The 13,307-nt window shown below is 36.8% G+C and carries 13 protein-coding genes; 4 read left to right on the forward strand and 9 right to left on the reverse strand.

All coding sequences use genetic code 11. The features are described from left to right. Positions 1-69: 69 nt before the first annotated feature. The 4 genes from ACYT32_RS03790 to ACYT32_RS03805 form a co-directional block, all read right to left on the reverse strand. Positions 70-309: a hypothetical protein gene (locus tag ACYT32_RS03790; protein ID WP_395264642.1), complete on the reverse strand. Its 240-nt coding sequence runs from the start codon at positions 307-309 to the stop codon at positions 70-72. A gap of 176 nt (positions 310-485) precedes the next feature. Beyond that, a complete protein-coding gene (locus ACYT32_RS03795) occupies positions 486-1,928 on the reverse strand; it encodes a hypothetical protein (RefSeq protein ID WP_395264641.1) in 1,443 nt (480 codons plus the stop codon). A 73-nt stretch (positions 1,929-2,001) separates the two neighbouring features. Beyond that, positions 2,002-3,021, reverse strand: a complete 1,020-nt coding sequence (locus ACYT32_RS03800; RefSeq protein ID WP_395264640.1) for an acyltransferase — start codon at positions 3,019-3,021, stop codon at positions 2,002-2,004. 46 nt (positions 3,022-3,067) lie between these two features. Beyond that, positions 3,068-4,399: a DUF3329 domain-containing protein gene (locus ACYT32_RS03805; protein ID WP_395264639.1), complete on the reverse strand. Its 1,332-nt coding sequence runs from the start codon at positions 4,397-4,399 to the stop codon at positions 3,068-3,070. A gap of 194 nt (positions 4,400-4,593) precedes the next feature. Between ACYT32_RS03805 and ACYT32_RS03810 the strand changes: the two genes are divergently transcribed. Then, the gene (locus ACYT32_RS03810; RefSeq protein WP_395264638.1) at positions 4,594-6,345 is read left to right on the forward strand and encodes a hypothetical protein; all 1,752 of its coding nucleotides are present in this window, start codon (positions 4,594-4,596) and stop codon (positions 6,343-6,345) included. 54 nt (positions 6,346-6,399) lie between these two features. Here ACYT32_RS03810 and ACYT32_RS03815 read toward each other — a convergent pair whose 3' ends face one another. The 5 genes from ACYT32_RS03815 to ACYT32_RS03835 form a co-directional block, all read right to left on the reverse strand. Continuing rightward, positions 6,400-6,801, reverse strand: a complete 402-nt coding sequence (locus ACYT32_RS03815; RefSeq protein ID WP_395264637.1) for a hypothetical protein — start codon at positions 6,799-6,801, stop codon at positions 6,400-6,402. 97 nt (positions 6,802-6,898) lie between these two features. Continuing rightward, positions 6,899-7,858: an ABC transporter substrate-binding protein gene (locus ACYT32_RS03820; RefSeq protein WP_395264636.1), complete on the reverse strand. Its 960-nt coding sequence runs from the start codon at positions 7,856-7,858 to the stop codon at positions 6,899-6,901. Between the two features lie 156 nt (positions 7,859-8,014). Beyond that, entirely contained in the window at positions 8,015-9,445 is a 1,431-nt protein-coding gene (locus tag ACYT32_RS03825; RefSeq protein ID WP_395264634.1) for a hypothetical protein, read from the reverse strand. Positions 9,446-9,790: 345 nt separating this feature from the next. After that, the gene (locus tag ACYT32_RS03830; protein WP_395264632.1) at positions 9,791-10,024 is read right to left on the reverse strand and encodes a DUF2922 domain-containing protein; all 234 of its coding nucleotides are present in this window, start codon (positions 10,022-10,024) and stop codon (positions 9,791-9,793) included. A 13-nt stretch (positions 10,025-10,037) separates the two neighbouring features. Beyond that, positions 10,038-10,244: a hypothetical protein gene (locus ACYT32_RS03835; RefSeq protein ID WP_395264631.1), complete on the reverse strand. Its 207-nt coding sequence runs from the start codon at positions 10,242-10,244 to the stop codon at positions 10,038-10,040. Between the two features lie 155 nt (positions 10,245-10,399). Here ACYT32_RS03835 and ACYT32_RS03840 point away from each other — a divergent pair, with 155 nt between their 5' ends. The 3 genes from ACYT32_RS03840 (at position 10,400) to ACYT32_RS03850 (ending at position 13,025) form a co-directional block, all read left to right on the forward strand. After that, entirely contained in the window at positions 10,400-11,284 is an 885-nt protein-coding gene (locus tag ACYT32_RS03840) for a hypothetical protein (protein WP_395264630.1), read from the forward strand. A gap of 256 nt (positions 11,285-11,540) precedes the next feature. After that, a complete protein-coding gene (locus ACYT32_RS03845; protein ID WP_395264629.1) occupies positions 11,541-11,999 on the forward strand; it encodes a hypothetical protein in 459 nt (152 codons plus the stop codon). Positions 12,000-12,179: 180 nt separating this feature from the next. After that, positions 12,180-13,025, forward strand: a complete 846-nt coding sequence (locus tag ACYT32_RS03850; RefSeq protein ID WP_395264627.1) for an SLAP domain-containing protein — start codon at positions 12,180-12,182, stop codon at positions 13,023-13,025. Positions 13,026-13,307 lie beyond the last annotated feature (282 nt).

A 13,307-nucleotide genomic window follows, 5' to 3' on the forward strand; every position in this document is an offset into this window, starting at 1 on the left:
CCTTCAACCAAACCTTAAGAAATAGGCCAATTTTTAAATATTTTTTAGGAAACTTAATAAATCGCTAGCTTAGTCCGTTGTAGGAACGTAAGTAACGTATTCAGCTTCGATCCATTCACCATCTTGGGCGATCCGATAAAAGGCTTTGCCATCGTCGCCAGTTCCCTTGGCATCAGTGTACCAAGCAGATTCGCCTTTGACATATTTATCTTGCAACATTTTACGATTTACTTCATAAGAATCAAACAAGAAGACGACATAACGACTGTCTTGGTTGACCTTAACAATACCATGCACATTTTCAAGCATTGTAATACCACCTTTTAAGTTAATACTGATTTTATTATACATTAAAAGTTAAAAAAGAAGCACTGACAAATAAAGTCTTAATAATTTTAAGAGAGTGCTCAAAATTGCAAAAATAAAATGCCTCGAATGGACAAAATTCCACCGAAGCATTTTTGAATGTTAATAATTAACCATTATTATTTTTTAAAATATTGCTTCCAATACGCCGGTACTTGCTGATTCAATAAATCGTTGAACCAAACAAATTTTCGATATGGCACCTGCTGGGTCAATCCGGACTTACCATTATAAAAGTCTGGAACACTAACTCTTTGCAGATTAACTTGATAATTACTTTGCATTATATCTAAATAATGTGCTCCCATAGCAACTAAAACAACCGCCAGGATACCGGTTATCAATTTCTGCAGTTTCAATCCCTTCACAGCTCTTAAAACAAATCTCATAGCAATTAGATAGGTAAAGACATAACTCAGAAAATTACCTCGACAATTAATTGGGGAAGCCACAAACAACAACTGCCCCATTATTGCACCTGTCATCAAATAATATAACCACAATTTAGCATCTTTTCTAAAAAAGATGAAGATACAACTACCGATAAAAATCACCAATAACAGACTGATGATTCCCTCGATATTCGATAGCTGATCATCGATCCGGTTATAACCATACATATCATTCAAAGGCTTACTACTCAAGTAATGATTGATTCCAATATAATAAATGAGAAAGATCAACGCCATGACTGCTAATAAACCTTTTTTCCAAAAGTTAAAGTCACTACGGATTGCCAAAATAATAACTGCCAATAAAATGGCCACTAACAAAATGAGATTGAAGGTAATCAGCCAAAAATGTGTAATTTTGGAATAGTTCAACCAAATTTTATACGGCTCAAAGGTCATGCTGCGATAACCGCTGTGGCCTTGATATCCTGGGTGCGAGAAAACAGTTATGGCTGAAATTATTGCCCCCAATAAATAAGTTATGTGATAAAGTTTGGTTTTCTTTCTAAAATAAAGAATCACCAAACATCCCAAAAAAATCTGGCCAACCGTCATTGTTTCGGTGAATAAACCACCAGCATATGCTAATATTAACGTTCCAATCGCAATAAACTGATTAAGATCCTTATCCCGTCCACAATCTACGAGAAAAATATAAACTAGCATCAAAGCAATTGGGGGAACATAATTAACAAATCCTGCATTCCAAACTAAGATATTGTTCAAAAATGCGTCCTGTAAAGTGAACACGAATAGGAACGACAAAACCAGCGAAAGAACTGATTTACTTGAAAGTCGCCAAAGCCCCCACAATAAAAGTGTCCAAAAGAATGCATAAATAATGATTGCAATAGTCAAATTATGCATCGTAATAATTTCAAAAAAATTACCTAAATAACGTCCGTTACTACTACCACCATAAATTGCCTGTGGCCCATAAAACATATGATGTGATAAATAATCCCCTTGTGGTCCCCACCAAAAGTAGTCATCCCCCGAAGGAATGACAAAATATCTAAATACCCCAAAATATATTAAAGAACCGACAAACATAAATGGATTAAAAGCTTTTCTAACCCAGTTGAAGCTGTTCTTAATTTTATTTTCCATTATTATTTAATAATGGACTATTCGTACAGAAATCACAAGTTAACTTGGGATAAAAAAGCCTTGAAGAAACTCTTTAGAGCATGATTTTCTTAATAACAGGTATCTTACTCAAGATAAAGATAATCGCCAATGAAATTAAAGTCGCAAAGAAAAACGTCGTGACATAGTGATTAACCCCAGCCATTTTTTGAACAACGTTGATACTCAAGCCATGAACTAAATATACTCCGTAAGTCAGTGGAGCAATAATTTCAACTAACCGGATGAACCAACGATGATAACTGCCTTCAAATGACTTCAATACTAAAAAGATCAACCCAGAAATCACTGGCACATTCACAACGGAAATGACGCTCAACAATTGCCAGCCACTCTTTAAACTTAGAAAGCCGAGCCAGACATTGATGGCCATCAAGACGACTGCTATAACCAGTAATATCAATGAACCTTCTTTTTTAGGCTTCGCTTGCGTCAATTTATATCCCAAGATAAAGTAGCCTAAACTCGATGAAAAGACGACTTTCCCAACAGAATAACCGTCAAAATAAGAACTGAGATTCTTAGGCAATCCAGCAACCAAAGCTGGCAAGAACATGCTGATGATCATCCACAAAATCAAGAGATAGTTCATTAACTTTTCATCCAAATTATCGACCAAAGCCTTTAGTAATGGCGAGAACAAGTATAACGAGACCAGTGGATAGATAAACCAATAGGCCAACAAGACTGGTTGATGATAGATGGATAACACGCTCTGGAAGAAATCGTGATATGTAAAAACTCCATCGATTTTTCTAGAACCATAGGCACTGATCACCGACCAAATAATGAATGGCACTAATACTCTGACCAACCGATGGCGGAATAAATAAGCAACATCAGTCGTCTTTTTGCTATTCAATATCGTAGCACCACTGATCATGAAAAATAAGGGTACGGCAATTTCCGTGATCGTAACTAATGTATTTGAAATACCCCAATTCAGCGATCCATCTCTAATCGCCAATCTAGACGCACACGAATGTGCTAAAACCACTAACATCATGGCGACAACTCGAATAACGTCAATATAAATAATTCGTTTCTTTTCCAAAATGACCCCCGAAAATAACTAAATAAGTTCTATCTTAACATACTGCCTATTTGACCCGATATCCGCTGATAGCTTTCAAATCAAAGAACTTGGCCTCCCATTGATTCATTAAAGCTGTCGCAGGAGTATCAAGGGCAATTACACCATAATTAGCATTATATTTACTTTTTTGCGGCGTCATCAGTGGTACTTTCACACTATCTTTACCAGCCGCCTTAGCTTGATAGATCAAACGATATTCCGTCTGCATCTGTTGATAACTAAGATTGATGTCATGAAACGCTGGCACGAAGCTAAACATAAACAAGACACTCACGATAATTGCGGCACCACCTAAGCCCCACTGCCACTGAGAAAAAATGGCATAAATCGTAATAAACAAGGCGATACCCAAGAATAGCACGCCACCGAAGAAGGTCCGTTCAGGATATTCTGGTGAAAAAGCCATCGCATAAACGGCTGCCAAATGACCAATAACAAAGAAAATCACTGCCCAAAAGGTATCTGCCTGGATTCTTCTCATGACGATACCCACAATCAATAAAATTGCGATTGCTAGATAAATCCAAACCCACTGCTTAATAGTCAATTGATAGATACCTGCAAAATTTTTCTGAATCAAAGCCCAAGTTCGATGAATGTCACCACGTTTTTGAGAACCTGGCGAGGACATCATCGTAATAAACCCGATTCCACTAAAAATTACACTGACAAACGAGACTAAACTTAACTTATGTTCTTTGATCAAACGTCTGAGCATGAACAATAAGACAATCAAAACGGCAGCTGGACCTGAATTTTCATTCGTTGCCCCAGCTAGAAAACCTAATAAAGCAGCACCCAACAGATGAACGAAATCGATCGTTTGCACTTTTAAATTGAAAATGATGAAACCAAGATAAATGGTACTCATCCACAAATAATTACCCGAACCAGACAACCATAAGACCGATTGACCAAAATAAGGGATATAAAACCATGTGAACAAAAAGAGCAAGATCAACATGATTGGATTAGCCTTTGTACCTGATAATTTAACTGACAATTTGTCCATGAACACTAACATCAACACATAAATCAAGCTACTACAAATATTGAATGGCACCTTGGAATTAAATTGCATAAAGTATTGAACAATCGAATGTGCAACAAACCGTCCATTCCAAAGCTGATAATGATTCCACATTGATTCCGGAATCAGCCAAGTTGTAATTAGTGGTTGATGGGTAAAAGCGGTTGGTGATGGCGATTGGTAGACGAAACGGTAGACATAATCATCGGCCACATACAACGTGTGTGAGTTCAGTAGCAACATGATTAAGAAAACAACCGTTAAAATAATGATTGACCAACGATTTTGCTGGATTCTTTTGTACAAATTTTTAATAATCGAACACCCTTCCCCGACAGATTATTACTTATAGTAAGAATTATAATTCATCGCTAGACAGAATTGTAAAAAGATTATACTTTGCAAATTTCTTTTCATAAACTACCATGAATGAATTAACTATTTATCTCGTCACTAGTATAATTTGAGTGTTATATATAATTTCAGAAAGGCCTTAATTTATGAAATCTATTTCTTGGCACAACAAGTATCTACGGATACCGATCGTCGTCTTACTAACAGCTGCTCTCTTTGCCGTCGTCAGCTATTTAACACTTTACCAAACGGAATTTTATCACCACTCCATTTGGGCTTATCTGGGAACAAGTGATAATCGCTTCCACATGATGCGAATCGAAGGATTGTATCAATCGATCCTACATCACAATTACTTCCCGATCGTTAACATGTCTTTCATGGAAGGCATGGGTTATATTTCTAACATTTTTTATTCAGATTTCTTAATTTATCCCGCTGCTATTTTACGGTTGATGGGTTATACACCAGCTCAAACAATCGTACGTTTCTACTTAATGTTGAACTTTTTAACTTTTAGTGTAGCATTTCTTTGTTTCTATAAAGTTCAAAGAAAATATTGGAATAGTTTAGTTTTTAGTTTTGTTTATACTTTAGGCACTTATCGACTTCACGATATGTTATTCCGCCATGACCTTGGTGAAGTAGGTGCCTTTCTCTTCTTGCCGATTGCCGTCTTGGGAATTTACGAGATATTTTATGGTGAGCGAAAACGCAATTGGCTCTTTCTAACTTTCGGAATGGCAGGAATCATTTATTCGCACGCCATTTCACCAATTCTAGTAGCTATTTTGATCATCGCCATCATGATTTTCCAAGTTTCTGAATTAAAAACTCACCCGAAACGATTATTGTCACTAATTTGGGCAAGTATCTGTACAGGATTCTTAACAGTTGGCTACTTTTTGCCGATGCTTGAACAATTAAAACACACCGTCTTTCGCTTAACTGAAAGTAAAGGTAATTTACCCGCTGGAGCCGAAGCTTTAAATAGTTATACTACTTGGAGCCTTAACAACTTGATTGACAAGCCTAACATCGGTCTAATCTTATTCGTGGCTGCAATTGCTGCGGTAATTGGACTGGGACGAGTCAAAAATCGAGCTGTGCGACACTTTGGTATATTGGGAGCGATTATGTTCATCTGTTCCAGCCGAGTTTTCCCATGGATCGTACTCAATAAAACACCGCTAAAAATGATGCAATACCCTTGGCGATTGGATATGATTGCCACGATTTTATTAGCAATCTTTGTTGCCAGTGACCCTTTAAAAATCTTCAAGAGTAATTATGCTAAATTTGGCTTAGTACTGGCATCTTTTCTGCTTACGATTTCAGCCAGTTACCAGATGGTCAGCACTTCATCAAATAATTTAGTGTCATATTCTCAGTATGACAAAGCTGAACCATTCAGTATCGGTGCCGGACAAGAGTACTTACCTAAAGGTGCTGATGTCTTAAAGATCAATGCCGAGCCACAGATCCCGACAATTAAGCATGGTAAAAAAGCCACAATCTCTAACTTCAAGCGTTCTGATACCAAGATGAGCTTTGACTTCAAGAATGCTAAAAAGACCACGATTTCCGTACCATTGATTGCTTACTATGGTTTCCAATCAAAAGATTCTATCGGTAAAGTTTCTAAACTGACTATGAATCTAAAAAATAATGGCCTGGGTGAAGTCACTGTCAGTGGAAAAGGTAAAGTCGTCATCAACTATTATGAAACTAAAGTTCAAAAAGCCTCACGTCACTTCTCATTTGTCGCTTTGATTGTCTTGATCATCGGTTCAATATTAAGTATCTTCAAAATCACTCCTACCGATTTTAAAAAATATTATTCACGAATAAAGCAAAAGTTGTCTGATTCGAAAGAAAACCATACCGAAACAGACTAATTTAATAGCCATCCGACTCTTTCGTCAGATGGCTATTATTTTGCCGATTTTTTTCTAGTGGCGATTAACAATCTCATGTAATAACAGTAATGAAGGTTTCACTTGAAAAAGCAGATTGACATGTTGAACAACATCGTCCATTTGAACGAACTTATCCAAACTGGCAATTGATAACGGTGAATCCCAACAACCATCGTGGAAACGGGTCAATGCTATCGAAAAAGATACTAGTTTCTTGGGACTAAACGATAATTCATTATCGGGACTGCCAGCTAAGAATAACCATTCCTGAAAATGACGAAATTCCAAATTATCCAAGTTGATATTATATAACCCGGTCTTATTGAGTTCATCCATCACCTGTGATTCGTCCAAGAACTTCATAGCGGCGTCCATATAGGCCTCATCGATCTTTTCTAAAGGTCTAAAGTCTAAATCCTTTGAAAGTTGACTCATTTTCTTACCTCGTGTTTTCATATTTTTTCCGTACTAATATTAAACTACGAAAGGCAAGAAAAAAGATACCGAATTTCTTCGATATCTTTGAGAAAATTTACTTAATATTCTTGACTTTATAATTGTCTTTCTTATAGCTAATCTTACCTTTGTATAGGCCATGTGCTTTAGCATATTTGAAAGCTTTATTGAAGTCAGACTTCTTAACCTTGTGAATCTTCTTAAAACTAATATCCAACTTAGTTAAAGTTTCAGCACCCTTTTGATCATAGTTCATCTTATTAAGGGCACTACCAGCCATACCATAGCTACCGGAATTGTTAAGCATCTTGATTTCAAGATTCAAAGTATCAACTAAAATTTGAGTTGAAGAAGTGTTCTTCTTGGCAAAATCTTTATTGATGATTAAAACATTACCATTATCTGCACTCATCTTTTGACGATTGAGAATCTTACCACCATTAGCTTTGGCACTACTCATCAATGGGTCTTCCAAAACAGCCGCATCAATTGAGCCATCTTTTAGACCAGAAACACGGTCCTCTTGATTGTCAACTTGTTTAATCTTGATACTTGAATACTTCATCTTGTTTTTCTTCAAGACACTCAATAAGTATTCTTTGGAAGAATCATGCTTATCAATTGCAATTGTCTTACCCTTTAAGCTCTTAACACTCTTATACTTCTTGTTAGCAACTAAACCGTTATATCCAGGTAAAGTTCCTATTACCTTCCAATTAGCGTTAGCCTTTTTGCTAGTCAATGAAGCATAACTGACTAAGTTAGTAACCGCTACATTGACTGTACCGTCTTTGATAGCATCGTTCAATTGACTATTAGAATCAAAAGTCTTCGTCTCAACAGAAATGTTATGTTGAGTAAACTCGCCGTTAGCATCCGCCATCAAAGCTGGCAAAGAGGCGGTATTTTTCAAAACTCCGATTGTAATCTTATCATCGCCAGCCGCTTTAGCAGTATGTCCCATGAATGGCAACGATCCCAACAATAACAAGACCGTGGCAATAATAATCCCAATTTTCTTTAATCTAAGTGACATAAAAAAACTCCTCCATTTACTTAGTACACTTAATCATCATAATGCATCACGGTAGTTTTTGCCACAATCATAGAAATTCTTATCTTATTTTCTCCATAAAAAAAAGGCTCACAAATGTGAGTCTTTTTAATTATTACCTTCTTAACAAACTAGATCCTAGTATGCTGAGTAAGTAACGTTTGTACCTTGTAGCCATTCACCTGTAGCAACGTGATATACAGTTACACCGTCAGCGTTCTTAGCTGATTTGTCTGTGTACCATGAAGTTAGACCAGCAACGCCACGGTTTGAAATCAATTCACCGTTGTCGTTGTATAGTGGGTAGTAGTAACCTGCAGGGCCGGCTGTTGTAACTTTACCATTCAAAGCTTTAACGTCTGTGTATGCACCAGTTGTTGAACCGTTGCCATCGTTACCATCTGAGAATGTTACATCATTAGCTGAAATCCATTCGTCAGCACCAACACGGTATTGTTTTTCACCAGTCTTAGTGTTTGTACGAACAGCATTTGTTTGCCATGCTGAGTTCTTAGCCAAAGCACGGTTTGAAATAGTTTCGTTGCTACCATTCTTCAATGTGTAGAATGCTGAGTCACTCTTAGTTGTAACTACACCCTTAACATCTTCTGTTGTCCAGTTAGCAGCTTCTGCTGAACCAACTTTGATTGCACGGATAACAGTAAGTGTATTGTTTGTGTTAGCATAGTATGCAGCTGATATAGCTGAACCATTGATTGTAATTGAATTAACTGCATTGGTCATCAATTTACCAAATGATGAAGCTGTTGGTGTTGTAACACGTAAACGTTGGTAATAAGTTGCTCCACCCTTGTCAAATGTCGGACCGGCAAATTTATCTGATGATTGTGTTGATGCAACAGCAGCAGCATTATAGCTTGTGTAAAGTGTTTCATCAGGTGTAACTGTCAAATCTTTAACAGCATTACCTGCTTGATCCGTGACTTTCAAATCTGAACTTGTTGAAAGTTGTGTGTTATAAATGCTTGAACCAAAGTCAACATTGTAAGGTGTTGTATATGAAACATTAGCACTAGTTAATTCTGTTGTTGTAGAACCCTTCTTGCTGTATTTAACAGTAATAGGATCAGCTTTAACTGTATTACCATTTGAATCTACATATGATAATTGAACAGTAAATGTATAACCTGCATCAGCCTTCTGTAAAGCTATCAAGTCAGCAGCAGTATTAGCATTTGAAACTTTAACAGTTACCTTAGCATCTGCCAAACGAGTTTGAGTTGCTGCAGATGGAGTAGCATTTACTTCTGCCAAGCCTATCTTGGCAAAGTCTTTATAGTTCATTGTAGCTGAACCATCTTTATAAATTCCAGCAAGTTCATCAGCAACATGTGGAAGTGTATCAAGAGTTTGACTTGTAAATGTTTTGTTAAATTCTGCAACAGCTACTGAATAATCAGCGTCTGTTGGTGTGTCTGTTGATGCAACTGGTGTGTCTGTTGATGCAGCTTTTACAGTAGTAACGTTTGAAACTACAGGAGCAGTAACTGGAGCAACAGCTAGAAGTGTAGCAGCAGCGATTCCTGCATATTTAATAGATTTTTTCAATGTTAATCCTCCCCTGGACTACAAGAATTTATTATTTAATTGTCGTGGGGCTACCCCACTGACAATCATTATATGAAACTCTGGCTTATGAATCAACTCTAAATCAAAAAGTCATCGTTTTTGTAACATTTCTGTATTAAATATCACAAGTTTGTAATATTCAAAATGATTATTACTACGAAATGGTGTTATTTTTACTCAAAAACAATTAAATAAATACCAAACTGTAATACTCGTTACGCTCACGTTTCATTTTCAATTATTGTCAAAACAAAAGAGCCTATCCTTATTCTAGTCTAAATAAGTCATAGGCTCAAGGTTTATCTTCGGAAAAGATTAATTCATTTACTTAGAATTTGCACTATTTTCAAAAACTTTGGTTTCATTGCGTTCAATATAGCTGGCACCAAGTAATTCTTTGTAAAGTTGGATACTATTTTGTTCAAAGAGTCTACTGGCACTAATCTTATCCATCCCGGCTTTAACTTGTTCGGGTGTTAGATCGTCTTTAACATAGTTCAAAACTAGGTTCTTCTTGTGATCTGCAGCGGTCTTAAATCTCAATTGTAATTTTTTCATTAGTTATTCTCCCCTATTTTGCACTTTGTTGTGTATACTTAACGATTTCTGAACCTAAATATGTATCTCCGTCTGATAATAAAACTAAGCCTTGGGCAAAGGTTTCAATCTGATCAGTGGTTGGTTCTTCAACGATATTATTGAAACGAAATACTCGGATGCCCTTTGGATACTTGTCATTTCCCATTGTGATATTGATAGCAGTTTTCTTCCAGCTCATTTGTCTGACCTTTTCATTATTATTTGTAAGAACTAACGGCCGTTAAGTAACTTACATATATAGTAACGATTGAAGACGTCCAAAACGGAAATAGATTTTTCAATTTCTGAGAACATGTTATAATCTGGGCAGTACTTAATGGAGGGAATTATCTGATGAAAAAAGCACTATTAGTTGTAACAACAGGATTAGCACTGATTTTAGCCGGTTGTGGCAATAATTCAACAGCTAGTCAAAGTAGCAGTTCCAACAATAGCGATACTTATAAGACGGAAATGACAAAGGGTACTGACGCTGTCAATAAAGAAAAATATGCGACAGCAGCCGATCATTTCGAATCCGCTGTAAAAGCTAAAAAGACTGACAAAGCTTCGGCTTATGAAAAACAAGCTAACAATCTCGTTTCAGCCAAGAAATCGATGAACAAATTAAAGTTCTCCGCTGCTATGAAATCTTTGAAATCAGCTAAGAACCAAGCCAACGGCAATAAGAAGATGACTGCAAAAGCCAAATCAATGTTGACGCAATTTGAAAAGATCCAAAAGAATCGTAATAACTTCAAATTGGATATCAAGAATGCTAAGGCAATGATCAAGTCAAATTCTAATGACCAAGCTCGTTCGCTACTAGAACAAGTTACTAACTTCCAAGGTATCAAAGGCAAGTACTATGCTGACTTATACAAGCAAGCTAATGATCTCTTGAAGACTTTGCCTGCTAAATCGATCAATGCTTCAAATGACACTACTTCAAATAGTAATAATGATAACAATTCAAGTAGTTCAAGTTCTTCTAGCGATGATCAAAGCAACAATCCAGCTGCCAAAGGTGACTTCGATGTCGAATCACGTACTGGTCAAGGTAAAGAAATCACTGATGCTGATATTGCTAAGGCACGTCAACAATTGACTGACCAAGGTGTTAAGACTGTTGGTGCTTGGAGTGACAATGATATCATCCGTGCAATCAAGAATGCCCGTGCTGATGGTCGTGACACGATTAAACCTTCAGACGCTCAGATCCGTGATAGTAATCAATAGTTAACTTTCTAACAAAATAAGGAGAAATTCTATCAGTCAAGCTGACAGAGTTTCTCCTTATTTGCTTTTTAATTGATAACCTCTTGATTCTTCATAACTATCAAGCCCCTACTTTAATATCAGCCAATGTATCTCTCACATTGCTACGCCAACCGCATTGTACTGGTGCTTGTTCCTATTTAGAATATTTTTATTCTAATCACCCCTCATCAAGTTATAATATTTAAGTTGATTTATTTTTTAATAGGAGTTAATAATGTCTCAAGAAAATATCAAAAAACATACGAACCGCATCATTTGGATCATCTGTATCGCAATCGTATTAGGAATCTTTGCTGTTCCTCAAATATATCGCAATTATCATTCAGCACCATATTGCAACAACTCTGGCAGTCAAATCACGCTTGAAGACTCACAGACGCACAAGTTGAATTCCTATCAAAAAGCTCAATTCATCAAGTTGGCAAAGACCGCTATCGACCAAAAAGATGGTCCTTTTGATTGGCAAAATTATCAGACTGTCTCTTTAAAAGTCTATAAAGTGAAGCAACGTTCTGAATACGGCCTGATCTACAAAGTCAAACCGACGATTCGTTCCAAACAGCACACGATCACTAATTCAATTATCGTCAAATTGTCCAATCGAAATTTAAAAAGTTATAAAAAATTCTCGATCAAAAGCTATTCGTCAGACTTCTCCAACTTTCTCAATTAACAGAAAAATCGCCTAAAAGACATTCTTTTTTCATATTTCTCCAATTAAGCTTAAATAGGTAAAAGGTATTTTTAAAGAAATGATAATTTTTCCTTTAACTGTTCCTTAAACCCATTGCGGAATTGCTCATTGCATTATAGGTTTACTATGAACCGCAAAATAAGACGAGGAGGTATATTGATGAAAAAGAATAAAGCATTAATCGGCTCGGCTTTAGCATTATTAATTGCTCCAACCGTACTGTCTAATTTGTCACCTCAAACCGTAAGTGCGGCAGATACAACAGGAATCGGTTTAGTCGGTACTGTGACTGGCAATGGTGTTTTGGTAGATGATCAAGGTCAAACGATCACCAGCTTTACGCTTCCAGCAAATAGTTCTTGGAAACTTGGAAGTACCAAACAGCTTAACGGTATAACTTATTACCAAGTTGCCACAAACGAATGGATTGCTGCTAATAATTTAAATATTAGTAATCAAGCATCAACAACACAAACGCAAACCAATCAAGCAACCACTCCAGTTACTAATTCGAGTCAAAGTGGAGTTATCAAATGGTCAACAGCCGTCGTCAACAGTCAAGGCCAAGCAATCAGCGGAATCATTTTGCCCGCCGGTTCAACTTGGAACTTAGGTTCAACTGTTACGATCAATGGATTAAGTTATGTTCAAATTGCGACTGATGAGTACGTGGCTGCAAGCAATTTAAGTATCGAAAATACTCAAACTCAAGCTTCAACCCAGCAAACACAAACCCAAGCTGAACAAACTCAACCAGTCGTAGGAACAGTCGTGAATGGACCAGCTGACGTGTATGATACTTCAATGGATTCATTTTCCGGACGTCAATTGCAAGAAGGGTCTCAATGGAAAGTTAACCAAGTGGCTCAGAACAAATACGGTTATACTTTTTATCAAGTTTCTACGAATGAGTGGGCACCAAGCTCAAACATGCAATTGAATCAATCTAATAAACAAACGAATGCTACAAGCGAGCCAGAATTTGCTACATCAGTTACACAATAATTAGGTTGGAAGAGCAAGCTTCACACTTTCTTCATATATTGCTTCTATTATAGATAATGGTAAATGAAGTTGTTATATTTACTAAATGTATGAAGAATATACATAATAAACAAACTAATTTGATCTTCCTCCCTGATATAGTAGGCCTCCTGTTCTTTAGGAGGTTTTTTTTGTGCTGTTGTGGTGTGGGTTCACTGCCGTCATCCGCTCCAGTTCTAGGGGATATGGAACGTGGTGGGCCGACTTGGAGCCCCTCAGCAAGCTGACGGTCTTCAAGCTCGA

It is taken from the genome of Companilactobacillus sp. FL22-3 (assembly GCF_054881455.1).